The organism is Colwellia meonggei (assembly GCF_057537295.1).
Genome location: NZ_BAAJLZ010000004.1, coordinates 388,589 through 413,853 on the forward strand (window position 1 = coordinate 388,589; position 25,265 = coordinate 413,853).

Sequence of the window (25,265 nt, forward strand, 5' to 3'; positions counted from 1 at the left end):
AAAGCGGTGGCGATTATTGTCTCAATAAGGTAAAAGTAAGTCTCAACAAATGTGAAAATAAGGAATATATCATGATAGGTTACGTTACATTAGGTACCAATAATTTAGCACGCGCTGTCGCATTTTATGATGAGTTACTTGCCACTATAGGCGCTGGGCGTTTTTTTGAAACTGAGCAATTCGTTGCTTGGTCAAGAGGGCCTGAACAAGCGGGTATTTCAATTACTAAGCCGTTTGACGGGCAACCGGCAACTGTCGGTAATGGTGTTATGGTTGCTATCATGCTTAATTCTACAGACGAAGTTGATGCCTTTTATCAAAAAGCAATGGAGCTAGGCGCGACCTGTGAAGGACCAGCTGGACCTCGTGGTGAAATGGCAGGTTTTTATGCTGGCTATTTCCGAGATTTAGATGGCAACAAGCTTAATGCTTTTTACCTTGATATGCCTACGGAATAAAGGCACTAACTGCACCAATTAAGTTGCCATAATGGGCGAGCTTTAAGTTACATTATTGAGAAAAAAGAAGAGCAAAAAAAAAGAGCAAAAAAACAGAACAATAAAAACGGGTGAATGAAAACGAATGAAAAAGCTAAAAAATGAAGCTGAATTATTGAAAAAAGCAATTGTAATTGGTGAAAATTACGCGAAAAATCGTGGTTATAAAGGTTTCTCTGCTACTAACGCCGCTAAAGAAAAGGTTGAAGCTCTCTATCGATTATTAGTAAATGATAAGCTTATTCAGCCTTTACCAAAAGATAATGAAGACTTAGCGAGTATGAAGCATAAGTTGGCAATATGGATTGCTAAACAATTGCCTGAAGGTCACCCATTACTTAAGTAACTTAGCTTGTTTTAAGTTAAAATAGCGTTTATTTAGTAATTCAATCAGCGTGTAGCGTTGATTGAATTTTTTAATTATAAAGCAATGAAATAGTAAATTTGTATTATGAATCGTAAAAAGAAAATTAACCAAACCTTGAAAGCTAAGGTAAAAAAAATGAATGCTAAGCGACAAAAGTCCAATAAGCCTAAGTATATTTCTAAGGCTGAAAGGGCAGCGATTGCAGCCAAAGAAACTGAAGCTAATGTGCAAGAAGGTGCAGAAGAAAACTCACAAGGCATATCATCAGTTGTCGACACAGACGAAACGGAATAAATCTTAACAGCACAAAGCTATAAATTTACGCTCTCAATTACCTGGGAAGTTCTGTTAATCAAAAATGCCATTAATCAAAAAGTAGAAGTTATTAATATGCAGCCAAATAGTCTCAAAAAAATTGTTGTTTTTGGCAATTCAGCCTCAGGGAAGTCAAGTTTAGCTAAGCAATTGGCGACACAATATCAGCTTGCACATTTAGACTTAGATACTTTAGCTTGGCTACCTATGGCTGCTGAAGAGTTAGTGCCACAGCGACAAAGCATTGAGGTTTCTGTTGCAAATATTAATGCTTTTATAAAGCAAAATCAGGTCTGGGTGATCGAAGGTTGCTACAGTGATCTACTCGTGCATGTGTTGACAAAATGCAGTGAGGTTATTTTTATGAACCTCCCCATCGAGCTTTGTGTTGAAAATGCCAAACATCGCCCTTGGGAGCCGCATAAATACGATAGTAAAGCTGCGCAAGATGCTAATCTAGGTATGTTAATTGATTGGATAGCACAATATGACCAGCGTACTGATAGCTTTTCAAAATCCGCACATCAAAAACTTTATGATGAATTTACCGGCAAGAAAACCCAATACACCAATAACCAGCAATTGTCATTGTGATAGTGAATGAGCACGACAAACACCGGCAACAGCTGCTGATAACTAATTAAATCTTGAAGTTTTTATTTACGTGAGATTTTAACCGCTTTTTTAGCTACTTTTATTTGGTTAATAATTAACTAATGGCAACAACATTTAGTCGTTGCCATTAGTTTTTGCTATTGTTTTGAAAGCTCAGCAGCAGTATCAATAAAAATCCCTTGAATATCTTTCGCTTCTCTTTCTGTTTGACCACCATGCTTAAGAAACGCAGCAATAATTGTTTGCGTTTTTTCTTCTTTGGCTCGCTCTAAAAAATATCGAAGTTCAAGTTCAGTTCCTACATCTTCATCTTTTATAGAAGCAGCAATAATTTCTTTGTACATAACAATATCGCGAATTTCCCAACCGACGATAATTGATAATAATTGCGCTATAAATTTATCCAATTCTGCTTTAGGAACAAACTGAGTAATAATATTTAAAGCTTCAGCTTGTTGTACTGTAAAATCAGCACCTGTGAGGAGTGCTTGAAGTGCTTTGCCTTTTCCTAAGCGTCGAGCGAATTGCACGGCTCCTTGGCCTCCTGTAGGAATATTGATGTATAGCTCTGGTTGAGCAAAAGCTGAATTTTCAGTGCCGTAAGCTAAATCACATGCCATTACAAATTCATTGCCTCCACCTCGCGCTACACCATCAACTATCGCAATAGAAAGTTGTTTCATTGCTTTAATATTGGCGATTAAATGATTGAACTCAATTGAAGCGGCTTGTCCTCCTGAAGAACCGTTAATGACATTAAGATCTAAATGAGCAATAAAAAACGCCTCATGAAATGACTTAAAGATAACAGCTTTGATTTTACGGTCATCTTTTAATGATAGAATAAATGTATTCAATTCATTAATTAAATCAATAGTTAGAATGTTGACAGGTGGGTTTTTAATTAACACCGTAGCTACACCTGCTTCTTGGGTAATCATCAATTTGTTCATTATAATTTTCCTTTTAAGGTTGTCAGTGTTGTGACAAAGTCTTGTGTCACTTCGAATTGATGTAGCCATTTTAAAACTTAAGTTGGTATCCAAAAACAAGCTAAAATGAACTATACTGATTCCATATTGGAACCAATGAGGTGGGTATGGATCTCGCAAGTCGATTATTACTTTTACTAGAAGTCGCAGAGTTCGGTAGTTTTGCCAAAGTATCAGAACATAGAAATGTGAATAGGTCTGCTATTTCTAAACAAATAGGAAAGCTTGAGCATGAACTTGGCGTTCAATTATTGAATCGAACTACACGCTCATTATCGTTAACAGCCGCAGGAGCTGAAATGATAAATCAGGCAAAGCAATTGCGAGAGCTGCTTAGTAACTCCAAACGTTTAGCAGAAAACTATCACAGTGAACCTAGGGGAGAGCTTAAAATCTCTAGTTCGACTTTGTTTGGGCGTCAATACGTACAACAAGCCATTTTAAAATTTCAAGTGATGTACCCCAAAATAACTATTGAGCTGGTTTTAGAAGATCGAATGGTTGATTTAGTTGGTGAAGGTTTTGATATTGGCTTTCGTCTAGGTGAACCAAAAGAGTCTAATTTAATCTCAAAACAAATCGCTAGGAATAGACTTTTAATTGTTGCGGCACCTGCATTTCTTGAAAGGTTTGGGAAACCTAACACTATACCTAAGCTTGAAAGTCTACCAGCTGTTGTATATTCAGCGCAGGGATTATTAATTGATAAAATAAAGTACTGTGATAGCTCAGGAAATGACGGGGTTATTCAGCTAAACCCTGCGTATAAAGTGAATGAAGTTGAAATGCTAATCAATACGGCTGTTGCAGGAAATATGTATACAGTAACAACGGCACAGATGATAGAAAATGAAATTTTAGAAGGTCAGCTCGTGCCGATAATGACGCATATTAATTTAGCCGATTATGGTACATTTTACGCAGTGTATCCACATCGAAATACCCCATTAAAAACTAGGTTATTTATTGATACATTGAAAGCAGTGGTTGGAGATAAAACTCCAATTTGGGAGTCACGTATTCCTGGTTTTGATAAAATGTACGGCAACAAAACGTCATAATAAATTACTGTTAAAGCAATCAGAAGATCTAAAATAATAGATTAATTTATTGTTGTATTAGCGACGAAATCGTTATATTAAAAAAGGTAGGCATATGCTGTATTCAGGCACTAATTTAATAGGAACAGTTTTTACTTTAGAACCTAGCGCTGTTTGAAGGCATGTTCCATACAGTATGTTGAAGATCAAAGCGTTGAAAAATTTCTTTAGCTTCTTCAACACTCCACTTAACCCAGTTAGGGTTTAAATGGTTTCCATACCAAACTTTTGAAAACTCCCAGATATTATTTATTGGTTGTACATCACCTTTATTCATACCGTGCTTTTCACACCAATTATCAACCTCAGCCTCTGATGCAAACATCAGCATAGTGCTACATGTATAGGTGACATTGTCCCATGCGTTGATCATAGGTATAGGAAAGTGAATAAATAGGTTTTTGTTTTTTATTTGCCCCTTGATGATTTCGATAACTACTTGTTTGGCTTCACCACCTAAGGTTGTTGTTATCGTTAAATCACAGTTTAGCAAGGCTGCTGCTCCTAAAGAGCACCATGCGCAATTTCCCCACCAACTGCCACTTTTCGATTCAATCCAAAAGTTTGTAGGAGCGGTTGAGAATGGATGCATTATCCAAACCTCTGATGACTTAGGGTGTAAAACCACGCCATGATATTCTTGTAGGGTCTGTAGCGCGTTAATTGCATCAGGTTTTGACGCATTAAAGTGCTGAACTATGTCATCAATTTTGGGCGCATAACCACAGTTAACGATATGATCCATGATGAAATAATGAAGTGTAGAATTATTTAATTCCATGCTTTTCCCTTTATTTAAATGTCGTATTGGTTAAATGAAGCTCCATTTGTACATTACATCTTTCGTATGGCGATGCCGCACCCTCAATGTGACTAAAGCCGAGCTTTTCATAAAGCTTGATGGCAGGGGTTAATACTGAATTACTTTCTAAGTACAGTCGTTTTATCCCCATTAAATTTGCTCTTTCAAGTATTTTTTTACCTAATAATAAGCCAATACCTTTTCCTTGAGCGCTTGGTGATACTGCCATTTTTGCAAGCTCATAATTATCCGCATCCATTTTTATCAAAGCACAACAACCAACGGGTTTATCTTTATCTAATGCAATAAGGATAGTACCTGATTGGTTTAGGATATAACTATCTGGATCGTTCAAAGCGTTGTAATCAGGCGCCTCCAACTCCCAGTGTTTGCTGATCCACTCAATGTTCAAAGCCTTAAAAGCCTTTTGATATTTTGGTGCGTAGTCTACAACATGAATGTCTTCAATATTTTCATCTACTCTAGCGCTTATTGGTCGAAACCTAAGGTGCCTGTCAATAACGCTTACTGCTTGCCACAGATCTACCCCCGTTTCTTGCTTTAGTTGTTTCATTGCGAGGTCAATTGCGTCACATTGCTTTTGCATCACAGGAACCATAGCTTTTGCTCGCGTATTTAACTGCACTAAAGTAATACGTGAATCTTCAGCTGATTTGTAACTATCAATTAAATCGGCAGCCTTCATTTCTTTAATTATCTTACTTACGGAGACATGAGAGTGATTGATTTCTTTTCCAATATTGACTACAGAATCGGCGCCTTTAGCTGCAAGTAGATAAAATACTGGAAACCATTTTGTTTCTATCTCAAAGTTAAATTTTTCGTAAGTTTTTTCCGCGTCTTTCGATACTTGTGCCGCAAGTTGTCTTAAGGCAGTGCCTAAAGCGATATGTCCTAGTTCATTAAATGATTTCATTCTCGATAAACTCCGTAATTAGTTACGGATATTTTAGTGGGTAAAATTGAGATCTGTCAAATTAATTATTATTTTCTCTTTAATGGAATGAAATTATATAGAATATGCATGTTTTGCTATTGAGAGAGCCAATAAGTTTATTGTCATTATCCAGCTGAAGAAAGGTACAATGATATTAGCTAAGAGGCTTAGTTTGGATAATGGACTGACTTCTTTTCTAAAGTCAGCACATCAAAATTTCATGGTGAGTTTACTGGAAAGAAAGCTCATTACTCCAACAACCCTAAACTATAAAGCTAATGAGTGAGATAAATTTTTATCATCAAATTTAGTAGCTTAAAAATTAAAGCTCTCACTACATATGTTTGCTTCGAGAGATATTTTTTAAGGGCCTGAGGAATTAGCTTTTAATAATTCTTGTAATGATTGAGGACGATAGCTATTTTCAATAGCTTTTAACTCCCCAGTTTTTTGTAACAGGTTGATAGCTTGGTTGATAGCTATTAAATCGCTTTTTTCAATAGAGTTGCGGCTAAACATCAATGAGGCTGGACTAATATGTAGATTGTTAGCAACTAATTCTACTTGTTCATATCTCTCTTCATCAAGATGAAGGTAAAATATGTCTGCATCTACTAGCAATAAACTACCTCTACTAGGCTCGATAAACAGTAATTCTGTAGCACGTTTGGCATCTGGATAAGCGCTATAAAGCCTCTCTTTTTTCCACTTAGTGCGTAATATTTCAAATTTATCACCATACCAACCACTTACAGGACCAATCAAACGTAACTTCTGTTCCAGCGCGTCAGTCATATTAAATATGGGGGGGAGTTTAAGTTGTTTTCTACTAAACAAACCAACAACTTCATTACGATATGGGGCACTAAAATATGCATATTTTTGCCGTTGAACTGTTTTGGATGCGCGGATCATAACGTCAAATTTACCCTGCTGTAGGCTTCTTAAAATCCTTTCTCCTGTCATAGGTAGAAGATGCCAACGAACTTGGCAGCCGGCTTGGTTTAATATCCGTTGAACTAGCATTGCGTCCATACCTGCAACTTGTCCATTGTTATCAAGGTAAGCTGAGGGGGCATGTAAATCTAAATGCACCGTTAAAGTTTTGTTGCACCTGACTTCCGCGGTTTCTCCATTGAGGGAAAATAAAATCGTCAACAAAAAATAGGCTATCAAGCTAAAATTTCCAGCTAGACTAGGTAAATATTTCATTTGAATAATTTTAACGTCCCTTAATATTTAATAATATTGGTCATGTGAACACAGACAATATAACAAGCTTAATAGGTCTTGAGGGTCGTGTTTATCTAAGTAAAAAGTTTGTGGCTTAAACACGCAATTATGCTGAAATAGGTTGAAAGCGCACATTTTGAGTACTAAATAATTTTGATACATAATAACGCCATGCTTTTAGTTTGTCATTACAATGGCGGATGACCAATAAACAACCTTTAAAGTAAACTACATTGGCATGAAGCTTCTGCGTGAGAATTACATACCTTGTGCAAGCTCACTTCAGTAGCTGATATTCAGATAGTAAACATTAAATACTGGTTCTAAAGTTGAGCAACTAGCAATAAATTAGATATTTCGAGCCATAAACCGACTATTAGCATCGAGCTGATAATTACCAAAAGGGCCGCAATATTCAAAGCCGAATTTTTTATAAAGCGCTCTGGCGGGCTTGAAGAATTCCATTGAACCGGTTTCTAAACTCATTTTTTGATATTCACGACTAGTCGCTACTTTTAATAAGTGTTCCATTAAAGTCGAAGCAACGCCTAAGTTGCGTGCTTTTGTAGTCGTCCTCATTGATTTAATCTCAACGTGGCTTGAGTTAAGTTCACGCAATGCTGCACATCCAAGCAAAGTGTCGTTTTTCCAACAGCTGTAAAAAGTGATTGTAGGGTCTTTCAATGCTGAAGTGTCTAAGGCATGGACACTTTCAGGTGGCGATGTTGCGTACATGTCAGCTAAATGCTCTTCGAGTAAAGCGATAACTTCGCCGTCAATTAAATCATCAACTTTTATCTGCATGCTTTTATTCTATTTTTTTTGACATCCAATACTGATATTACCATTTTTTACGTGGTAGAAATTGTTTTTGTTGTTCATTAGCGTGTGTTTGGTTGTAAATTTTTCGATGAACATTTTTCCCTATTAAAATTTTAATTTGATAATAAGACTCGCGAAACAATGCCCAACCACGGCTACCTTGCCAACTTTTATTATAAAGTTTTTTGCTAGCAGCAATGGCGTCAGGTGATTGTTTAATTAAAGACAAAGCAAATGCTTGTGCATCAACAAACGGTGTATCGGTAATTTCGGTAACTAAGTTTAATGCGAGTGCTTGTGTACCGCTAAACTCTTCTGCTGTCATCGCGAGTTTTTTGGCTTGGTCAATGGCAATAAGATCGCGAAGAGCAATTGTACCGCCCATATCTGGAATTAAGCCCCATTTCCCTTCCATAATTGATAGTGAAGCATCAGGCGTAGCAAACCTGAAGTCTGCGCCTAGGGCAATTTGTAAACCGCCGCCCCAACAACGACCGTGTATAGCACAAATAACCGGGGCAGGAATATCTTGCCAACTTGTCGAAATCCGTTGCGCTAAATTAGCTCGCCACGGTAAACCTTTAAAAAGCAGCTTAATCATACTCATTTGTGATTTCATGATAGATTTTACATCTAACCCTGAGCAAAAATCATCACCATTACCCGAGACAATGACTGCGCGAATTGCTCTATTTTTACTTAGTGCCCTGATAGTTTTATCTATAGCAATAAACATTGGCATATCAAGCGCGTTAAGCTTATCTGCGCGATTAAGTTGCACGTGGGCAATATTATCGACTATTTCAACAGTAACTCTATGCTTGGCCATGGGCGTCCTTGTATTGTTGGTATCTTTTAATGGTATGACCAGTACCTTAGCGAAAGTCAATATTGATGTCCACTTTCGTATTTGCTGTTTTGATTGAACACTTGTAAAAGCTATATTTTTATCGCACATTGTTATGCATTATTTATATATTTCTGGAATGTTGGTAAAAGGTTATGAAAAGCAAAATAATTTTATCTAGTGTGATTGTATTATCGAGCTTACAGCTGTTGGTTAATGATGTAGCTCAGGCTCATCAAGATAAACCGTTCGCCATTGCTATTCATGGTGGCGCAGGGACGATAAGTAAAAGTAAAATGACTACTGAAAAGCGTGCTGCCTATGAAAGTAAATTAAAACAGGCGCGTGATGCAGGCTTTGCCTTGTTGGCAAAAGGAGAATCTAGTCAAGCAGCAGTAATAGCTGCAATTCAAATATTAGAAGACTCGCCATTATTTAATGCTGGCAAAGGGGCGGTTTACACTTTCGACGGTGAACATGAACTTGATGCGTCCATCATGAACGGAAAAACCTTAAACGCAGGAGCGGTTTCTGGCGTTAAAACGGTTAAGAGCCCGATTGCGTTGGCTGAAAAAGTTATGGAAAAGTCGGTACATGTTATGTTGAGTGGCGAGGGGGCAGAAACATTTGCTAAGCAACAAGGCATTGAGCAAGTTGAAAATACTTACTTTGATACTGAGGCTAGATATAAATCATTATTACGTGCGAAAAAGAAACTAGCAGAAAAAGAAAAAGAATTAAAAGACTTCCAAGCGGCGCATCAATTACTACCTAATGAATTTAAATACGGCACTGTAGGTGCTGTGGCATTAGATAAGTCAGGCACATTAACGGCAGGCACAAGCACTGGTGGCATGACTGCGAAACGATATGGCCGTATTGGAGATTCACCAATTATTGGTGCGGGCACTTATGCAAATAATGAAAGCTGTGCAGTTTCAGCAACAGGTCATGGTGAGTATTTTATTCGTTACCATGTCGCGGCTGATATCTGTGCACGCATGCAGTATCAAAACATAACCCTTGAGAAAGCTGCTGACGTAGTGGTTAATGATGTTTTATTAGAAGCCGGCGGTTCGGGTGGTATTATCGCTATTGATTATGCAGGTAATATTACCATGCCGTTTAATAGCTCTGGTATGTACCGAGCGAGTAAATCGTCAAATGGCGAAGAGTTTATTGGAATTTTTAAAGATGATTAAAAATATAACTAAGATTATCAGCGCAATATCGTTGCCTAAAAGCGCTCCAATTGTTGCTTTAACAACAGCCTTTGTGTCCGCTGGGGCATTGGTTGGCTGTTCAGATGATGTTGGCAAAGTAAGTTTAGGTTTATTTACTACTAAAGATGTGGTGATAAATGCTCAGCAAGATCCGATAGTAAAAGGGGTTACTTGTCATATTAGCCATGTTGAAGCCGATTTAGATTTTTCTGATCCTTCAGATATGAGTATCGCTTGTCGACAAACAGGAGAGATATCTGCGCAAGATTTAGCAAAAATTGATCGCTCTAAAAATGGTCAAGTAGTTTTTAAAGAGTCGAAAAGTATATTATTTAAAAGCTTAAAGGTAAGACGCATTTATGATGCTGAAAATAAAACCTTAATTTACCTGTCTTATTCAACTAAAGAGTCGTCAGGTAGTCATCATCATTCGTTATCTACCGTGCCGTTATACAACACCAAAGCATGGGATTGGGCACAAGCGCAAGATGTAAATGGTAATCCGTAAATAAACATTTTAGTGGATTACCCTGAATTAAAATAAAGAAAGTAGTAGAAATTATGTTAGCAAAACTGTTTAGTCCAAAAGCCATTATTGATGAAAGTACTCAAAACTGGATTCTTGATACATTTGCATGGGCAATTGAAAATTTTGATATTGATGTTTTGAAAAAAGAAACACGTTTGATCTTACCCAGCAATGAATTTTATCCCGGCACGGTGTCTAGTATTGATGAAATGGCACAAGCAATGTTTATTAATACTAAAAATTATGCCGGTATGCAGCAATGGCCAATTCAATTGACTAATAACGTCCCCACGTCAAATACAGCAATTGAAGATCTAAACTTAGGTACTGTTATTCGTGGAGAACATGCTGATATCACTCTAAGTACAGGTAATGAGGCGTTAACATTAGGTTATACGTCTAACCAGGTGAACCAACCACAAGATTTAATTGCCGGTATTAGTCAAGCGCTTGCCAGTATTTTAGTGGTGTCGAATAAAGTGTTACCTCCAGGAGGGAAAGAATACTTACCACAAGCAATCGATTTGGTTGCGTGTTTTATGGGATTCGGGGTGATTTTTGCCAATACCGCTTACCAATTTAAAGGTGGATGTGGTTCGTGTAACAATGCCAGTTTGAATCGTCAAGCAGCGTTAACTGAGCCAGAAACCTTATACGCGTTAGCGTTGTTCTGTGTATTAAAGCAAGAGCCGATAAAACAGGTAAAGAGCCACTTAAAGTCACATTTAAGAAAAGATTTTAGCCATGCTTACAAAAGCATTGAGCAATCGCTTAATAACAGTACTCAACCGGCATTATTAGCGGTGATGAATTAATCGAAGATCTCTACATTAGCCAAAATCAAAAAATTTATAAAAAAATTGGTAAATGGATGATTTATTTGCAAATGCGTCTACAGTTAAGGGTGTATGCTCAAACTTTTTGAAGATGCAGTTTCAGAACTAAGCTAGGAAATTAGAGCAAGGCGCGGTACGAAGGTAATGGTTATTCCCTTATCAAGTAGCGCAACGCTGAACTGTTTTTCTAGCATAGCTCCCTGCGGGCAATACGTGAAAGGGGCATCTCCGGCGTTATTGATTTTTACAATGGGACAACCATTCTATTCAATCAATGCCTTGGTGCTACCCCTTTATCGGTTTGCTGAATCCTGCATCTACAAGTAGTTTGAGCATAAAGGTATTATTTTTAATTTTTAGGGATCCGCTATGGAATCATTACAAGTAAAAGAATATATGAACCATTATCCAGTCACTTTTACGCCTGAAATGGTCGTAGAAGAAGCCGCATTACGGTTTTTAAAAACCAAGCAAATAGGTGGTCCTGTTATTGATAAAAATCATCAACTCATCGGCTTTTTATCAGAAAGCGACGTGCTCGCTAAAATGATAGAAACCATTTATTACAACGAGCATATTGCTGATGTTAGCGATTTAATGCGCAAAGATGTTCTGACCGTAAAACCTTATGATAGTGTTATGGAGCTAGGTCAGCAGATGTTAAAAAATAAGCCCAAGGTATATCCTGTGGTTGATGACGATGAGAACTTATTAGGGACAATATCACGTAATGATGTTTTACGAGCAATCGACCTGCATCTGCGCTCCGGTTATAAAGCTTAACAAATAGTCATTATTGTTGATTTTATTAATTATTACTCGTAAGTAATAGTAAATGAAAACTTTCCATTCGGTTTGATATTCATTTGCTATTATTTACCTGTTAAACTGTATTTTTACTATCTGTTTTGAGTTTGTTTTGTCCACTGAATCCTCTGTTAATTCTACTTCTAATAATATTGAAAATGTCACAGTAAAATCACTTTTTGACCAATTACATCGTGTTAAATTGTCTGATAAAGCACGTATTAAAAAGCGTTTGCTGGGCGTTAAGAAAATTAACAACACAGGTAAGCAACAAAAAGCTTTGCAACAAATATCTGTCTCAATTGTGCAATCCATTGAGAGCAAGCAACTTCGCTTAGCCAATATACCAAAAGTTAGTTACCCAGAAAGCTTGCCAGTATCACAAAATGTTGATGTTATTGCTAAAGCGATTACTGAAAACCAAGTCGTGATTATCGCTGGTGAGACTGGCTCTGGTAAAACCACGCAAATTCCAAAAATTTGTTTGCAATTAGGGCGTGGTGTCGAAGGCATTATTGGTCATACTCAACCTCGTCGTATAGCGGCTCGCACAGTCGCAAACCGTATTGCTGACGAATTAAATACTAAGTTAGGCAATGCTGTTGGTTACAAAGTTCGCTTTAATGATCAAGTAAGTGAGCAAAGTTACGTTAAATTGATGACTGATGGTATTTTGTTGGCAGAAATGCAAAAAGACCGTTTGTTACGTCAATACGATACGTTAATTATTGATGAAGCTCATGAACGCAGTTTAAATATTGATTTCATTTTAGGTTATTTACGCCAAATTTTGCCTAAACGTCCTGATTTAAAGGTTATTATTACCTCAGCAACTATTGACCCTGAACGTTTTGCTAAGCATTTTGCAACTAGCAATGGTGACCTTGCACCCATAATTGAGGTTTCAGGTCGTACATTCCCAGTTGAAATGCGCTACAGGCCACTAAGTGAACTAAGCGATGACAGTAACGGGGATGCCGATATTATTTCAGGTATTCTAAACGCGGTTGATGAACTTGGCTCAGAAAGTAAAGGCTCTAGTAGCAGCGGTGATATTTTAGTATTTCTTAATGGTGAACGTGAAATTCGCGATACTGCTCGCGCCTTAGAAAAGGCAAATTTACGTCATACCAATGTTTTACCCTTGTATTCGCGATTGACTGTGGCTGAGCAAAACTTAATTTTTAAACCGCATAGTGGTCGTAATATCGTATTAGCAACCAACGTTGCAGAAACGAGTTTAACTGTGCCAGGCATTAAATATGTGATTGATCCAGGTACGGCAAGGATCTCTCGCTATAGCTATCGAACTAAAGTGCAGCGTTTGCCTATTGAGCCAATTTCACAAGCCAGTGCCAATCAGCGGGCTGGGCGTTGTGGTCGTGTTTCTTCAGGTGTTTGTATTCGTTTATATTCAGAAGATGATTACATAAACCGCCCTGAATTTACCGATCCTGAAATATTACGTACCAATTTAGCCACGGTTATTTTACAAATGTTGGCTTTAGATTTGGGTGAGATTTCTGACTTTCCTTTCGTTCAACCACCTGATAATCGAAATATAAATGATGGGGTGCGTTTATTGGAAGAGTTAGCGGCCATAGATGCAAGTGCTGGTCGCGTTAAGTTGACGCAAGTTGGTCGCTCGTTATCAAAGTTTCCAATCGACCCGCGCTTAGCTAAAATGATTTTAACGGCAGCAGATTTAGGTTGTATTGAGCAAATCTTTATTGTTGTTAGTGCCTTAAGTATTCAAGACCCGCGTGAACGACCACACGAAAAGCAACAAGCCGCTGATGAAAAGCATGGCCGTTTTAAAAATAAACAATCGGACTTTGTTAGCCTATTAAAACTGTGGAATTATGTAGAAGAGCAGCAAAAGCAGCTTACTAATAATCAATTTCGTCGTTTGTGTCAGAAAGAATTCTTGTCTTATGTGCGTATCCGAGAATGGCAAGATATCTACAGCCAGTTAACGCATTCATTGCGCGAGCTGAAAATCCCGATGAGCCGCATTGAATTGGACTTGTCTGAAGAAGAAAGTAAAAACAAAGTAAACCCAAATTTAGATATTGTTCATCAGGCAATTTTGTCTGGCTTGTTAAGTCATTTAGGGCAACAAGATGAAAACCGAGAATACAAAGGTGCTCGTGGTAGTAAATTCTTTATATTCCCTGGCTCAGCACTTGCCAAAAAGTCACCTAAGTGGTTGATGGCGGCGGAGTTGGTTGAAACGAGTCGTTTATTTGCTCGTATGGCAGCCAAGATTGACCCTTTATGGCTTGAGTCTTTGGCAGAGCACTTAGTTAAACGAAGTTATAGCGAACCGCATTGGGAAAAGAAACAAGGCGCTGTGATGGCGTTTGAGCAAGTAACGCTTTATGGCTTGATTATCGTTGGTAAGCGTAAAGCTAATTTCAATAAGATTGAGCCTGATACCTGTCGTGAAATTTTTATCCGCGAAGCGTTAGTTAATGGTGACAGCACGATAAAAGAAGCATTCTTAAAAGATAATCGTCAACTTGTTAATGAAATTGAAGCATTAGAGCAAAAAGCGCGACGTAAAGATTTCTTGATTGAAGAACAACAGTTAGTTGATTTCTACACTGAAAAGCTACCTGAAACAGTTATTTGTCAGCGAAGCTTTTTGGCTTGGTGGAAAAAGCAAAAACACAACAACGCTAAGTTATTAAATTTTACCAAAGCATTTTTGCTTAAAGAAACCGCCGTTAAACTATCCGCCAATGAATACCCAGAAACCTGGCAACAAGGCAGTTTAACTCTACCATTGAGTTATCATTTCAGCCCTGGTGATATTGACGATGGTATTAGTGTTTTGATCCCTGTTGGTATATTAAACCAAGTGGAAAATATTGGCTTTGACTGGTTGATTCCAGCACTAAGGCTTGAGTTAATAACTGCCTTGATTCGCGGTTTACCTAAGTCGTTACGGCGAAATTTTGTTCCGGCGCCAAACTATGCCGAAGCTTGTTTTTCAGCAATTTCAGGGGCTGACAGTGCGTTAACAGCAGCGCTTGAAAAACAATTATTACGAATGACGGGTGTGCGGCTGCCAGAAGATGCGTGGCAAGGTATAGAGCTAGTGCCGCACTTATCAATGAACTTTAAAATAGTTAACGAAAACGGCAAACTGCTGAAACAAGGTCGTAACCTTGATGATTTAAAAGATAGCTTACAAGGCAAAGTACAAGCATCAATTAAAAAGGTTGCTGATAAAGGTATCGAGCGAAGTGATATAGCTACATGGGATTTTAATAATTTGCCAAAAAGCTACGAAAAGAAAATGGCTAATATCACCATAAAAGCTTTTCCAGCCTTAGTTGATAAGAATAAATCTGTTGCGATTGAACTGTTTGAGCATGAAAGCTTGGCTGAGCAAGCTATGTTAGATGGCGTTAGTCGCTTGATATTATTGAATATCCCATCACCTGTTAAATATTTACAGCAGAAGTTGCCAAATAAGGCCAAGCTTGGGCTATATTTCAATCCATTTGGATCTATTAATGACTTACTTGATGATTGTATTGTTGCTGGCTGTCAGTTTTTAGTTAATGAATATGGTGAACTTCCTCGAATGCAACAAGCATTTGAAGCATGTAAAGAACATGTACGCGCTGAAATCGCTGATTGTGTATTAAGTGCAGCGATAAAAGTTGAGCGAGTACTGAGTTTAGCCCATGACGTAAGAAAGCAAATGAAAGGCAGAATGTTATTAAATGTTGTGCAGTCGCATGGTGATATTAAAAACCAATTAGAAGCAATGGTGTTTAAAGGCTTTGTTACTAAAGCGGGTTATCAACGTTTAGACGATATTGCTAGGTATCTTACAGCTATGCAGCGACGATTAGAGAAGCTGCAAATTGATCCTAATCAGGACCGTTTAAAAATGTTGGAGGTTGAAAAAGTACAAAAAGCATTAGACGCTGTGGTTGGGCAACAACCTAAAGGTCAACCAATAACGCAAGAATTAGCGCACGGTTATTGGATGATTGAAGAGCTACGGGTATCGCTCTTTGCACAAAACTTAAAAACACCGTATCCAATATCGGCGAAACGAATACTGAACTATTTGAAAGAAAACGGTTAAATTACCGACTTTGATTTGACAGTTTTGACTATCGTGAGTATAAATAAATTTATACTAATTATAAAAACACATTGGAGTAGTAATGGCGAATTACGATGATAAGCGCAATTTTTATCGCATGATGTTAAACAGCGAAGTTACCGTGACCATTATTGATGATGAAGCTAATAGCAAAATTTTAGCTACTTGTCGTGATTTAAGTGCAACTGGGATTGCCATAGAAATGCCGCATCCGTTAGAAATTAATACTGACGTGCGTATTAGTGTTGAGTCAGCAAACCATGCTGTGCAACCGCTAGATACCAAAGGCAAGGTAGTTAGAGTGACTGAAGAAGGTGAGGGCTGCTACTTAATTGGCGTTAATATCACTGAAATTGACTAGTCGCCAGTTAATATAACCATGACCCTGCAGTTATAAAGCAGGGTCATGAATTACCTGTAAGATGTTTCTGTTGGTTTTAGCGACGTTATGATACTAAAACCCAATGTGCCATAAAATATACGCCAATATAACCTACAGTATAGGCTATGGCTAAATAACCTATATTGCGAAAATAGCTGATAAAACTTAATTCTTTAATTTTACTCATGGCTATGATACCTGCCGCAGAACCAATTACGAGAATAGAACCGCCAACCCCTGTTGCATAAGTTAGCAACAACCACTCAGTTACTTCCATTTCAACATCCGCTTTTAATAGTGCTGCTGTTAATGGCACGTTATCAATTACTGAAGACATAAAGCCTACAATATAGTTGACATATATTGCAGGTAATACTTGATAGAGTTGAGTAAAACCATTAAGCACGCCAGTTTCTTTTAAAATGCCAACTAAAAGCAGTACCCCTAAAAAGAATAACAAAGCATCGTATTCTACCTCTCGAATATAGTTCAGCACGTCTTGACTTTGTTGGCTTGATAATCGAGTCGCAACCAAAAACATAACCGAAAGGCCAAACAAGAAACTTAAAACGGGGGGAACTTGATAATAAACATTGAGTAGTAAAGTCGCAGAAATGGTTAACAAGAAAATTACCGCAATAACAATATCACCTTTATCGATTTTTATCTGTGATTGTGGGAGTTGTACGGCACCAGAAAGCCTCAACGATAGTAAGCTAGCTAGCGTTATAACACCAATAAATGAAGGCAGTATTAATAATAATAAGTTTGATATTGTGACTTTGTTTTCGAGAAAAATCATCAGGGTGGTAACGTCACCGGTAATTAACGATACGCCGCCGCTATTGACCGAAAATATAATTAGGGCAGCATATTTTAAACGTTTTTTAACGTCAAATTGTAAATTCATCACCACGGTAATTGCCACTAAGGTGGCGGTTACATTATCGGCAAAAGATGAAAAAACAAATGCAAATATCGCGATTACAAACATTAAACCTCTTTCGGAAATGCTTTTCGGTAACACGCCTTGAACGATTGCCGAAATAAAGCCTTTACTATTTAAATAGGCGACAAACGTCATTGCTGACATAAGGAATAACCATAAGGTAGCAATTTCTAATAGGTTTTCATTTAGTTGTTGATTAGTGTGAGTATTACTATCGCTGTTGATCGGAAATATGAAAGCTAGTATCCAACACAAGGTGCCAAAAAATAGCGTGGTTTTAGCTTTATTAATATGAATTAGATCTTCAGTAATGATCATAATAAAGCTGATAACTACTAAGAGGAGAATAACTGAGGTGATCATGATGCTTCTTTATCCGTAAATATTGTAAAGATCAGGCAACAACCACTAAAGAAATATTAGTGGCGGCGCTGAAGTAAATGGGTTTTCTTATGACGAACTAGAAAGGCTTAAGGTGGATCACTATTACTTAAAAATATTCGGCTAATGAAATGGAATTTGGGTGGTTTAGCATCAATTTCAGAGTTAAATTGTGCGATTTTAACGGATAATTGTTGATGAGCCGCCGCTTCCGATGAAGAGTTCTCAACAACAAAGCAAAGCTGGCAATTATGTTCGTCTAGTAGGACATGTTCTTGGGCGTGAGTAACCGTGAGATTTGAGCTGAAAAGCCAACAAAAAAGCAATAACGAACTGACCCAAGTACTGAGCGTCTGGTGGTTAGCATGTATGTGACTTTTTTTATTCATAATAGGCTAACAAAGCGATGATGGCTTATTATATGCTAAATTGACATTATCAGCAGTTGGTTTTTTATGAGTTGAATCAAATGTTAGCCATGAATTCGAGTCACTTACATTAGCCTGTAGCTAGCATGTAGAGTGCTAGCTACAATTTACTATATTATTCAACTTGGCAAACTAACCCTTTAAGGTAATAGCCTTCGGGATAATTTGATGAAACAGGGTGATCAGCTGCTTGATGTAACCTATCAACAAAATAAACATTTCTTTTTGCGTCTAATGCGGCGTCAGCCACCACTTTTTGAAATAAGCTTGCTTCCATTAAACCTGAGCAAGAAAAGGTTAATAAGGTACCGTTAGGTTTGAGTAATTGCATTGCTAGCATATTGATGTCTTTATAACCACGACAGGCACCAGTAAGTTGAGCTTTAGATTCAACAAACTTTGGTGGATCGAGAATAATCATATCGAAAGTACGTTTTTCATCACGGTATTGACGTAGTAATTTGAAAACATCAGCTTTGATAAAAGATACATTTTTATCATTTAGTTGGTTAAGTTCAACGTTTTGCTTGGCAAGATCTAATGCGTTTTCTGATACATCAACATTAATCACTTCTTTTGCGCCGTTTGCGGCACAATGCAACGAAAACGTGCCAGTATAAGAGAAGCAATTTAAAACACTTTTGTTTTTTGCATACTTACCTGCGGCAAGACGAGAATCTCGTTGATCTAAATAAAAACCCGTTTTATGGCCTTGCGCAACGTCAACGTTGATTTTAATACCATGTTCTTCAATGACACATGCAGTTGACTCTTGCGGCTCTGTTAACCAGCCGGTAACGGGCTCTAAACCTTCTTTTTTACGAACATCAACATCAGAGCGCTCGTAAATATGACAACCAGGATAAAGCTCTTTTAGGCAGGCAACGAGCGTATAACGATGAAAGTCAGCGCCAGCACTTAATAATTGGCAAACAATAAAGTTGTCGTATTTATCTATGGTAATACCTGGTAAACCATCAGATTCCCCGGCAATAAGCCGATAACCTGTAAGACCACCTTGGTTGATAAACCAATCGCGACGTTGTTGAGCGCTTAACAATTTTTTACGAAAAAAATCACTATCGATTTCTTCGTTGATATCGAAACTCCATACACGGATCCTAATTTGAGATTCTGGTGAATAGGCACCTTTAGCAAGCCAGTTTCCCTTATTATCAAAGACATCAACGGTGTCTCCTAATAAAGGATTACCTTTAATTTTGTTGATGGCTTGAGAGAAAATCCATGGGTGCTTTCTTCGCAAAGATTTTTCTCGGGCAACTTTTAAATAAATTCTTGCTGACATATGCCTATACTTATAAATAACAATAATAATTGCGCGAGTGTAGTCAATGCGTTACGTACGTGCAATGTTCTATATTAACTATTTTTAGTTTTGTTAAAGAGAATTAGAAATTTAAGTCGAAAAATAACAAGAGTAACGAGTTAAAGGTAAGGTGAAAATTTATGAATGTAAGTTACATTGCGCATGTTAGCGGTAAAGTGCAAGGCGTTTACTTTCGAGCGTCTAGCCAGCAAGTTGCTATTGATCATGGTTTAAGTGGCTATGCACGTAATTTGACTGATGGTGATGTTGAAGTACTGATGTGTGGCGAAGAGCATGAAATAGATAAAATGTTAGAGTGGTTAGCACATGGCCCACCACAAGCTGAAGTTGCTCATATTGAATCTAAACAAGTGCCTTGGCAGGAACATCATTTTTTTGCCATTAGTTAAATAACCAAACATTGGCAAATCAGCGCTATTGGTATTAGTAGTAAGATAAGGCAAAATACTCGGCAAGTAAAACGCTTGTAAGGGACCTAAGTTGCAGTATTTAGCCATTGATGAACAGCAAAAGTTATATTTTTCACAGACTCAAAAACCAGAGATTAGTGATGATGAATGTTTAATTCAAGTTCGTGCTATTGGGATTAATCGAGCAGATATTTTGCAAAAGCAAGGTAAGTATCCAGCCCCAGTAGGTGAGTCTGAAATACTCGGCATTGAAGCTTGTGGTGACATTGTTGCTATTGGAGATTCTGTTGCGTATCAAAATGAAGAAAGCTTTACCTTAGGTGATAAGGGTTTTGCCATTGTCCCTGGCGGAGCTTATGCAGAGTTTGTAAAAGTAAAAACGGCCCACCTAATTAAATTACCTAAGCACTTCTCCTATGTCGAGGGTGCTGCTATTGCTGAAGCTTATTTAACAGCCTATCAGTGTTTATTTTCAATTGCGAAGCTACAAGAGCACTCAAATGTTTTGATTCATGCTGGTGCAAGTGGTGTTGGTAGTGCCGCTATTCAGTTGGCGAAACGTATAAATTGCCATGTTACGGTTACGGTTGGTAGCGACGAAAAAGTTACAGCATGTAAGGAAATTGGTGCTGATGAAGCGATAAATTATCAAAGTACTGACTTTGTTATTTGGTCAAAGCAACAAAAGCGAAGTTACGATGTTATTGTTGACGTGGTCGCTGGGCAATATATGAATAAAAACATTAGTGTTTGTGCATTGGATGGCCATATTGTCATGCTTTCTATGCTTGGTGGGCGGTATGCCGAAAGTATTGATGTTGCAAAAATGCTGTTAAAACGCATTAACATAACAGCAACCACTTTGCGTAGTCGAACCGATGAATATAAGACTGAGTTAGTTAATGCTTTTAAAGCTGAATTTTATCATTACCTTGAAGACGATTTGATAGTCCCCGTTATTCATCAACAACTCCCATGGCAGGAAGTAGAACGTGCTCACCAGATCATGATGAGCAACGAGAATATCGGCAAAATTATTTTAAAAATAACAACAGGGCATACACATAATTAGATGTTATTTATTTTACTATCTAAATGCCTAACTTTAACGTCAACGCCTGAAACAATTAGGTTTTGAAAGAAATCATATATTTGGCAAGAGGGTACTTGTTTACAAATTATTTCGTATTTTAAAATTGCTTTTTTACTGCTTTGTAATGAGGCTAGGTTTAGCCAATATAAGGCTTTTTCAAAGTCTCTTTCAACGTATTGGCCGTTAATGTACATTTCGGCAAGGTTGATTTGCCCTGGAGCAAAATTATAACTTGCTGATTTAGTAAATAGCTCAAATGCTTCTTGTAAATTTGTTTCACTATAAAGCTCTTTAAGAAAAGCTTCGCCTCGTATGTTTTCTTTTTTTCCTTGAATAAATAGGCTACTACGATAGCTAGGTAATTCAGGACCTACTCGTTGTCCTAGTAGTTTATCGTGCAATGGCCGCATGGCTGAGTAAATTGCACCAGTGCTAAGTTTTTGCTGTATTTGTTGGTGATTATAGTCATAGCGCTTTGCTTCAAAATAATCTTTATAGCTTAACTGGCCATAGTAAATGCTATTAATGGCAGCATGTTGGCGTTGATAATAAAAGCTACCATAGACAAGTGTTACTATGTCGCCTGTGATATCAACCACCTTGGCAAGTCGGTACTTCTCATTAGGCCTAAGGTTGTTACTTAATACTCGAAAGTCAAAAAAGTATATGTCGTTAATTTTTGGCGAGTTAATAATATCCTGAGTCTGTTGGCTATTCTGGTTAACTTTATGCACTTGGTAATAACCAAAATAAGCAATGATGATAATTAAGGGGATAACTAAGTATTTTTTTGCTGCTTTGCACTGTGTTACGAGTAGTGACCATAATGAAAGTTGTGATATTACGTGCTGATTAGCGAATTCCTTGACCATTTATCTTCCTTATTCACTATGTAAAATACATTGACTAGATTGCTACGCTATTTCTAGCGTGTATTGTAAATTATTAGTTTTTTTAACTCGAGCCTGCAGCACCTGTTGCTGCGACAGTACTCGCTGCAGCGCCAGTTTGTTGGGCTGCTATTTGGTTTGCAATAACAGCTGAGTTTTGATGTTCACTGGCGATAATGCAGGTACCGTAGCCTAAGCCCTTGAGTTGATTTTGCCAAATGATTGCTCCGTCGTTAGCATTTAGGCAAAATAAATGACCACCAGAGTAAGCAAATACACGGTCGCTTTCAAAGTAGACATTGGTTATGGTTGAGCTTCTCAGTTTGGTTTTCCATATTTCCGTGCCGTTTTTTTTATTCAAGCAAACTACGTGGTTACTAATGCCTAAAAATAGCTTTTCCATAATTTTTAATTCCCAAATTATTCTCAATGCTTTGCATTAAGCTTTTTGAACTGAACTTTTTTTAATTAAAATTTTAAATTAAGCACTTGCTAACCAATCACTTGCCATTAAACCGTAATCATATTGATCTGTCCATTCTTCACCCATGAGATAATGCTCTTTAAAAAATGCTTCTCTTTTAAAGCCAAGTTTTTCCATAACTCGATAAGATGCTGTATTGCGAGGATCACATTTAGCGACTATTTTAAAGAAGCCTAACTCTTTAATGATATAGTTAAGCAATAGTGTTGCTGCTTGGGTGCAAATGCCTTTGCCAGCAGCTGTTTCACTAAGTCGGTAACCAATTTCAGCGCGTTGGTGCTCCCAATCTTCAACTCGAAAGACAATTTCACCAAGTAAGGTATTATCTGCTTGTGAACAAATAACTAACCCGTTCCAAAATCCCTCTTCCATTTGCCAAGGCTTAGAAAGTTGTTCAACAATTTTGATGGTTTCGTCATCACTTTCTGCAGGTCGAATATAGCGACAATTTTCCGGATCTTGGCGATAAGTCTTGATTACAGAATAGTCTGACTTGGTTGCTGGTCTAAGATAAATATTATCTGATGACAATGTTGGAGCTGGATGTAAGCTGTCCAATGCTACTTTCATGCTCATTACTCAATTCTTCTTATTTATTAATTTTTATTCGCTTTATTTGTACACGATATAATTGAATTGTAAATAATTTTTCTTGAAAACTTTGATACGTAGGTATGACAGGAGCGGGTATTACTTTTAATGGAACCATAATATAGTTGCTAAAAGTTTAGACGAAAAGCAGATGCTGTATATGACCAAAAGTAGGAAGAGGAGACTTTTCGGCTCCTCTTAGCCAGATTGTGTTAGTCGGGATTTCCTACATATTGAAAGCGTTTAATTGTTTTCTCATCTCGAACTATGGTTTCGTCAAACATGGTGAGCGGCCTTACCCAAATTGCTCTATCACCGTATTCAGGCTGATAAACCACCATTGTTTCTTCAGTTTCACTATGGGTTGCAAGATGAAGTACTTGATAATAGTTACCTTTGAAATGCTGGTAGCGTCCTGTTTTTATCATTTAATATCTCGTTCTTATTGTAGATTTAATTTCTTATGCCATGCTTGTGATGCGTCATCATCGCTATGTTTAGCATCTAGCCAAACACTGCCATCATTAGTTAACTCTTTCTTCCAAAATGGCGCTTTAGTTTTAAGAAAGTCAATTAAATACTCGCACGCAGCAAAAGCGGCTTTACGGTGAGGGCTAGTTACACCAATAAAAACAATCTGTTCACCAAGTGCTAAGTTGCCTACTCTGTGGATAATCGTCACTTTATTTAATGGCCAATGATGTCGAGCCTTAGCTTCAAGATCTGCAAGAACCTTTTCTGTCATGCCAGGGTAATGTTCAAGTGATAACCCTTGAACATGAAGCCCTTCATTAAAGTCTCTGACTTTGCCTACAAAAGTTACGACCGCGCCATCTTGGTCGTCATTGGCTAACTCTTTGTATTCGTCAGCAACATTAAAGTCACTTTGTTGAACTTTAATCATTTTAACCTCCGGTAACCGGCGGGAAAAATGCCACTTCATCACCTTCGTTGATTTTTTGAGACCAATCAGTAACTTCTTGATTGACAGCGACTAATAAGCTATCAGCATTCATTACTTTGCCCCATAATTCATTAGTGTTTGCTAGTTGTTGTCGAATATTTTCTGCTGTTAGGTTCTCACTAGCTTCTATCTGTAAGCTTTCAGTCGCTAACTGTTCGCGTAAACGTGCGAAAAATAAAACTTTAATCATTATTCGTTCCTTAATTAGCTACATGTAAATAACTACCCGATTTGCCACCATGTTTTTCACATAAGTGAATATTGGTAATTGTCATATCTTTTTGTACGGCTTTACACATATCGTAAATGGTTAGGGCTGCAGTTGAAGCTGCTGTGAGGGCTTCCATCTCTACGCCCGTTTTACCAGATAACTTACAAAGTGCAGAAATTTCGACTCTACTGTGCTCAGGTTGAGCAACAATATCGACCTCAATTTTCGTTAGCATTAATGGATGGCATAAAGGGATAAGTTCACTTGTTTTTTTTGCCGCCATAATACCGGCGATACGAGCTGTGGCGAAAACATCGCCTTTGTGGTGCTTACCTTCAACTATCATGGCTAAAGTTTCTGCTGACATTTCAATATAAGCTTTTGCAATTGCAGTGCGTTCGGTAATGTTTTTCTCTGTTACGTCAACCATGTGAGCATTACCATCAGCATTAATATGAGTAAAATCTTCGCTCATCAAAATAATCTCTTAAATGTTAGCTATTCAGCTGTATGTAAATTATCGGTTTATATTACATTATCTAAGCCAGCATTTTGTGATTTATATTAAGAAACTTTGTTATTTACTTTGGATATTTCAATGTGAGCGAGTCGAGCGCTGAGCAGAGTTTGTAATAACGTTTAAATTAGGGTTTACAGTAAAAATTTATCTTAAGATAAGAATAATTAGAAAGGGTACGGTTTTACAAATGATAAAAGTATTTTTATATTATAAAGTAGTCGTTTCGCAGAAAAGTTGACTGTGAGAGCGATTATTTTTTGAAGAGAGTGAGCTGACCAGTTCAGGTTGTACGCCCAATATAATATTTATTTAATTTCTAACATTATAAAAGAGTTGGTTGCGGGAGGCACTATTTCCGAAGAGAGTGAACTGACGACCTCAGGTCGTACGCCCAATATAATATTTATTTAATCTCTCATATTATAGAAGAGTTGGTTGCGGGAGCCAGATTTGAACTGACGACCTTCGGGTTATGAGCCCGACGAGCTACCAGGCTGCTCCATCCCGCGTCCGAATGACCTACAGTTAAGTAGGAAAGCCAA

The 25,265-nt window shown here is 37.6% G+C and carries 29 protein-coding genes and 1 tRNA gene; 13 read left to right on the top strand and 17 right to left on the bottom strand.

Annotated features, from left to right (window positions below; all coding sequences use genetic code 11):
• Positions 1-71: 71 nt before the first annotated feature.
• The 4 genes from AC27E9_RS12615 (at position 72) to AC27E9_RS12630 (ending at position 1,773) form a co-directional block, all read left to right on the top strand.
• Positions 72-458 (top strand): VOC family protein, encoded by a 387-nt coding sequence (locus tag AC27E9_RS12615; RefSeq protein WP_487130687.1) that lies wholly within the window; start codon positions 72-74, stop codon positions 456-458.
• 124 nt (positions 459-582) lie between these two features.
• Positions 583-843, top strand: coding sequence for a DUF5062 family protein (locus AC27E9_RS12620; protein ID WP_487130689.1), 261 nt, complete (start codon positions 583-585; stop codon positions 841-843).
• A 105-nt stretch (positions 844-948) separates the two neighbouring features.
• Positions 949-1,158 carry a DUF2986 domain-containing protein gene (locus AC27E9_RS12625; RefSeq protein ID WP_487130691.1) on the top strand — a complete coding sequence of 70 codons (210 nt, stop codon included), beginning with the start codon at positions 949-951 and terminating at the stop codon, positions 1,156-1,158.
• 96 nt (positions 1,159-1,254) lie between these two features.
• Positions 1,255-1,773: a P-loop NTPase family protein gene (locus AC27E9_RS12630; protein WP_487130692.1), complete on the top strand. Its 519-nt coding sequence runs from the start codon at positions 1,255-1,257 to the stop codon at positions 1,771-1,773.
• A 158-nt stretch (positions 1,774-1,931) separates the two neighbouring features.
• Here the strand turns inward: AC27E9_RS12630 and AC27E9_RS12635 are convergent, their stop codons facing one another.
• Positions 1,932-2,747 (bottom strand): enoyl-CoA hydratase/isomerase family protein, encoded by an 816-nt coding sequence (locus tag AC27E9_RS12635; protein ID WP_487130693.1) that lies wholly within the window; start codon positions 2,745-2,747, stop codon positions 1,932-1,934.
• 146 nt (positions 2,748-2,893) lie between these two features.
• Between AC27E9_RS12635 and AC27E9_RS12640 the strand changes: the two genes are divergently transcribed.
• The gene (locus AC27E9_RS12640) at positions 2,894-3,847 is read left to right on the top strand and encodes a LysR family transcriptional regulator (RefSeq protein ID WP_487130695.1); all 954 of its coding nucleotides are present in this window, start codon (positions 2,894-2,896) and stop codon (positions 3,845-3,847) included.
• A gap of 136 nt (positions 3,848-3,983) precedes the next feature.
• Here the strand turns inward: AC27E9_RS12640 and AC27E9_RS12645 are convergent, their stop codons facing one another.
• The 5 genes from AC27E9_RS12645 to AC27E9_RS12665 form a co-directional block, all read right to left on the bottom strand.
• Positions 3,984-4,667 carry an alkylmercury lyase family protein gene (locus AC27E9_RS12645; RefSeq protein WP_487130696.1) on the bottom strand — a complete coding sequence of 228 codons (684 nt, stop codon included), beginning with the start codon at positions 4,665-4,667 and terminating at the stop codon, positions 3,984-3,986.
• Positions 4,668-4,677: 10 nt separating this feature from the next.
• The gene (locus AC27E9_RS12650) at positions 4,678-5,625 is read right to left on the bottom strand and encodes a bifunctional helix-turn-helix transcriptional regulator/GNAT family N-acetyltransferase (RefSeq protein ID WP_487130698.1); all 948 of its coding nucleotides are present in this window, start codon (positions 5,623-5,625) and stop codon (positions 4,678-4,680) included.
• A 384-nt stretch (positions 5,626-6,009) separates the two neighbouring features.
• A complete protein-coding gene (locus tag AC27E9_RS12655; RefSeq protein WP_487130700.1) occupies positions 6,010-6,858 on the bottom strand; it encodes a substrate-binding periplasmic protein in 849 nt (282 codons plus the stop codon).
• Between the two features lie 369 nt (positions 6,859-7,227).
• The gene (locus tag AC27E9_RS12660; RefSeq protein ID WP_487130702.1) at positions 7,228-7,683 is read right to left on the bottom strand and encodes a GNAT family N-acetyltransferase; all 456 of its coding nucleotides are present in this window, start codon (positions 7,681-7,683) and stop codon (positions 7,228-7,230) included.
• Positions 7,684-7,720: 37 nt separating this feature from the next.
• A complete protein-coding gene (locus AC27E9_RS12665) occupies positions 7,721-8,530 on the bottom strand; it encodes a crotonase/enoyl-CoA hydratase family protein (protein WP_487130704.1) in 810 nt (269 codons plus the stop codon).
• Between the two features lie 173 nt (positions 8,531-8,703).
• Here AC27E9_RS12665 and AC27E9_RS12670 point away from each other — a divergent pair, with 173 nt between their 5' ends.
• The 6 genes from AC27E9_RS12670 (at position 8,704) to AC27E9_RS12695 (ending at position 16,433) form a co-directional block, all read left to right on the top strand.
• Complete coding sequence (locus AC27E9_RS12670) at positions 8,704-9,750, top strand: isoaspartyl peptidase/L-asparaginase family protein (protein WP_487130706.1); 1,047 nt, start codon at positions 8,704-8,706, stop codon at positions 9,748-9,750.
• 25 nt (positions 9,751-9,775) lie between these two features.
• A complete protein-coding gene (locus AC27E9_RS12675; protein WP_487130753.1) occupies positions 9,776-10,279 on the top strand; it encodes a CreA family protein in 504 nt (167 codons plus the stop codon).
• A 53-nt stretch (positions 10,280-10,332) separates the two neighbouring features.
• Complete coding sequence (locus tag AC27E9_RS12680; protein ID WP_487130708.1) at positions 10,333-11,115, top strand: hypothetical protein; 783 nt, start codon at positions 10,333-10,335, stop codon at positions 11,113-11,115.
• A gap of 390 nt (positions 11,116-11,505) precedes the next feature.
• Entirely contained in the window at positions 11,506-11,919 is a 414-nt protein-coding gene (locus tag AC27E9_RS12685) for a CBS domain-containing protein (protein ID WP_487130710.1), read from the top strand.
• A 136-nt stretch (positions 11,920-12,055) separates the two neighbouring features.
• Complete coding sequence (hrpA, locus tag AC27E9_RS12690; RefSeq protein WP_487130712.1) at positions 12,056-16,051, top strand: ATP-dependent RNA helicase HrpA; 3,996 nt, start codon at positions 12,056-12,058, stop codon at positions 16,049-16,051.
• Between the two features lie 82 nt (positions 16,052-16,133).
• A complete protein-coding gene (locus AC27E9_RS12695; protein ID WP_487130713.1) occupies positions 16,134-16,433 on the top strand; it encodes a PilZ domain-containing protein in 300 nt (99 codons plus the stop codon).
• Between the two features lie 85 nt (positions 16,434-16,518).
• Here the strand turns inward: AC27E9_RS12695 and nhaD are convergent, their stop codons facing one another.
• The 3 genes from nhaD to AC27E9_RS12710 form a co-directional block, all read right to left on the bottom strand.
• Entirely contained in the window at positions 16,519-17,766 is a 1,248-nt protein-coding gene (gene nhaD / locus AC27E9_RS12700) for a sodium:proton antiporter NhaD (protein ID WP_487130715.1), read from the bottom strand.
• 107 nt (positions 17,767-17,873) lie between these two features.
• Complete coding sequence (locus AC27E9_RS12705; protein WP_487130717.1) at positions 17,874-18,173, bottom strand: hypothetical protein; 300 nt, start codon at positions 18,171-18,173, stop codon at positions 17,874-17,876.
• A gap of 154 nt (positions 18,174-18,327) precedes the next feature.
• A complete protein-coding gene (locus AC27E9_RS12710) occupies positions 18,328-19,518 on the bottom strand; it encodes a class I SAM-dependent methyltransferase (RefSeq protein ID WP_487130719.1) in 1,191 nt (396 codons plus the stop codon).
• A 161-nt stretch (positions 19,519-19,679) separates the two neighbouring features.
• Here AC27E9_RS12710 and AC27E9_RS12715 point away from each other — a divergent pair, with 161 nt between their 5' ends.
• Both AC27E9_RS12715 and AC27E9_RS12720 read left to right on the top strand, forming a co-directional pair.
• A complete protein-coding gene (locus tag AC27E9_RS12715; protein ID WP_487130721.1) occupies positions 19,680-19,949 on the top strand; it encodes an acylphosphatase in 270 nt (89 codons plus the stop codon).
• Between the two features lie 91 nt (positions 19,950-20,040).
• Positions 20,041-21,042: an NAD(P)H-quinone oxidoreductase gene (locus AC27E9_RS12720; RefSeq protein WP_487130723.1), complete on the top strand. Its 1,002-nt coding sequence runs from the start codon at positions 20,041-20,043 to the stop codon at positions 21,040-21,042.
• Here the strand turns inward: AC27E9_RS12720 and AC27E9_RS12725 are convergent.
• The 8 genes from AC27E9_RS12725 to AC27E9_RS12760 form a co-directional block, all read right to left on the bottom strand.
• Positions 21,039-21,935, bottom strand: coding sequence for a tetratricopeptide repeat protein (locus AC27E9_RS12725; RefSeq protein ID WP_487130725.1), 897 nt, complete (start codon positions 21,933-21,935; stop codon positions 21,039-21,041). The two genes, AC27E9_RS12720 and AC27E9_RS12725, sit on opposite strands and share 4 nt — an antisense overlap.
• Positions 21,936-22,017: 82 nt before the next feature.
• The gene (locus AC27E9_RS12730; protein ID WP_487130727.1) at positions 22,018-22,356 is read right to left on the bottom strand and encodes an outer membrane protein assembly factor BamB family protein; all 339 of its coding nucleotides are present in this window, start codon (positions 22,354-22,356) and stop codon (positions 22,018-22,020) included.
• A gap of 78 nt (positions 22,357-22,434) precedes the next feature.
• On the bottom strand, positions 22,435-23,007 hold the full coding sequence (locus AC27E9_RS12735; RefSeq protein ID WP_487130729.1) for a GNAT family N-acetyltransferase: 573 nt from the start codon (positions 23,005-23,007) through the stop codon (positions 22,435-22,437).
• A 233-nt stretch (positions 23,008-23,240) separates the two neighbouring features.
• Positions 23,241-23,456, bottom strand: coding sequence for a DUF1653 domain-containing protein (locus tag AC27E9_RS12740; RefSeq protein WP_487130731.1), 216 nt, complete (start codon positions 23,454-23,456; stop codon positions 23,241-23,243).
• A gap of 14 nt (positions 23,457-23,470) precedes the next feature.
• On the bottom strand, positions 23,471-23,932 hold the full coding sequence (moaE, locus tag AC27E9_RS12745; RefSeq protein ID WP_487130732.1) for a molybdopterin synthase catalytic subunit MoaE: 462 nt from the start codon (positions 23,930-23,932) through the stop codon (positions 23,471-23,473).
• 1 nt (position 23,933) lies between these two features.
• Positions 23,934-24,182, bottom strand: a complete 249-nt coding sequence (gene moaD, locus AC27E9_RS12750) for a molybdopterin converting factor subunit 1 (protein ID WP_487130734.1) — start codon at positions 24,180-24,182, stop codon at positions 23,934-23,936.
• 10 nt (positions 24,183-24,192) lie between these two features.
• Positions 24,193-24,678 carry a cyclic pyranopterin monophosphate synthase MoaC gene (moaC, locus tag AC27E9_RS12755; protein ID WP_487130735.1) on the bottom strand — a complete coding sequence of 162 codons (486 nt, stop codon included), beginning with the start codon at positions 24,676-24,678 and terminating at the stop codon, positions 24,193-24,195.
• Between the two features lie 477 nt (positions 24,679-25,155).
• A tRNA-Met gene (locus tag AC27E9_RS12760) sits at positions 25,156-25,232 on the bottom strand.
• Positions 25,233-25,265 lie beyond the last annotated feature (33 nt).

Coding starts and splice junctions, on each gene's coding strand:
- AC27E9_RS12735 (WP_487130729.1), bottom strand. CDS start 23,007: ATGAAAGTAGCATTGGACAGCTTACATCCAGCTCCAACATTGTCATCA.
- AC27E9_RS12645 (WP_487130696.1), bottom strand. CDS start 4,667: ATGGAATTAAATAATTCTACACTTCATTATTTCATCATGGATCATATC.
- AC27E9_RS12615 (WP_487130687.1), top strand. CDS start 72: ATGATAGGTTACGTTACATTAGGTACCAATAATTTAGCACGCGCTGTC.
- AC27E9_RS12685 (WP_487130710.1), top strand. CDS start 11,506: ATGGAATCATTACAAGTAAAAGAATATATGAACCATTATCCAGTCACT.
- AC27E9_RS12650 (WP_487130698.1), bottom strand. CDS start 5,625: ATGAAATCATTTAATGAACTAGGACATATCGCTTTAGGCACTGCCTTA.
- AC27E9_RS12630 (WP_487130692.1), top strand. CDS start 1,255: ATGCAGCCAAATAGTCTCAAAAAAATTGTTGTTTTTGGCAATTCAGCC.
- AC27E9_RS12710 (WP_487130719.1), bottom strand. CDS start 19,518: ATGTCAGCAAGAATTTATTTAAAAGTTGCCCGAGAAAAATCTTTGCGA.
- moaD (WP_487130734.1), bottom strand. CDS start 24,182: ATGATTAAAGTTTTATTTTTCGCACGTTTACGCGAACAGTTAGCGACT.
- AC27E9_RS12635 (WP_487130693.1), bottom strand. CDS start 2,747: ATGAACAAATTGATGATTACCCAAGAAGCAGGTGTAGCTACGGTGTTA.
- AC27E9_RS12665 (WP_487130704.1), bottom strand. CDS start 8,530: ATGGCCAAGCATAGAGTTACTGTTGAAATAGTCGATAATATTGCCCAC.
- AC27E9_RS12680 (WP_487130708.1), top strand. CDS start 10,333: ATGTTAGCAAAACTGTTTAGTCCAAAAGCCATTATTGATGAAAGTACT.
- AC27E9_RS12725 (WP_487130725.1), bottom strand. CDS start 21,935: ATGGTCAAGGAATTCGCTAATCAGCACGTAATATCACAACTTTCATTA.
- AC27E9_RS12640 (WP_487130695.1), top strand. CDS start 2,894: ATGGATCTCGCAAGTCGATTATTACTTTTACTAGAAGTCGCAGAGTTC.
- AC27E9_RS12655 (WP_487130700.1), bottom strand. CDS start 6,858: ATGAAATATTTACCTAGTCTAGCTGGAAATTTTAGCTTGATAGCCTAT.
- AC27E9_RS12660 (WP_487130702.1), bottom strand. CDS start 7,683: ATGCAGATAAAAGTTGATGATTTAATTGACGGCGAAGTTATCGCTTTA.
- moaE (WP_487130732.1), bottom strand. CDS start 23,932: ATGATTAAAGTTCAACAAAGTGACTTTAATGTTGCTGACGAATACAAA.
- AC27E9_RS12695 (WP_487130713.1), top strand. CDS start 16,134: ATGGCGAATTACGATGATAAGCGCAATTTTTATCGCATGATGTTAAAC.
- AC27E9_RS12705 (WP_487130717.1), bottom strand. CDS start 18,173: ATGAATAAAAAAAGTCACATACATGCTAACCACCAGACGCTCAGTACT.
- AC27E9_RS12730 (WP_487130727.1), bottom strand. CDS start 22,356: ATGGAAAAGCTATTTTTAGGCATTAGTAACCACGTAGTTTGCTTGAAT.
- AC27E9_RS12625 (WP_487130691.1), top strand. CDS start 949: ATGAATCGTAAAAAGAAAATTAACCAAACCTTGAAAGCTAAGGTAAAA.
- AC27E9_RS12715 (WP_487130721.1), top strand. CDS start 19,680: ATGAATGTAAGTTACATTGCGCATGTTAGCGGTAAAGTGCAAGGCGTT.
- moaC (WP_487130735.1), bottom strand. CDS start 24,678: ATGAGCGAAGATTTTACTCATATTAATGCTGATGGTAATGCTCACATG.
- AC27E9_RS12620 (WP_487130689.1), top strand. CDS start 583: ATGAAAAAGCTAAAAAATGAAGCTGAATTATTGAAAAAAGCAATTGTA.
- nhaD (WP_487130715.1), bottom strand. CDS start 17,766: ATGATCACCTCAGTTATTCTCCTCTTAGTAGTTATCAGCTTTATTATG.
- AC27E9_RS12670 (WP_487130706.1), top strand. CDS start 8,704: ATGAAAAGCAAAATAATTTTATCTAGTGTGATTGTATTATCGAGCTTA.
- AC27E9_RS12740 (WP_487130731.1), bottom strand. CDS start 23,456: ATGATAAAAACAGGACGCTACCAGCATTTCAAAGGTAACTATTATCAA.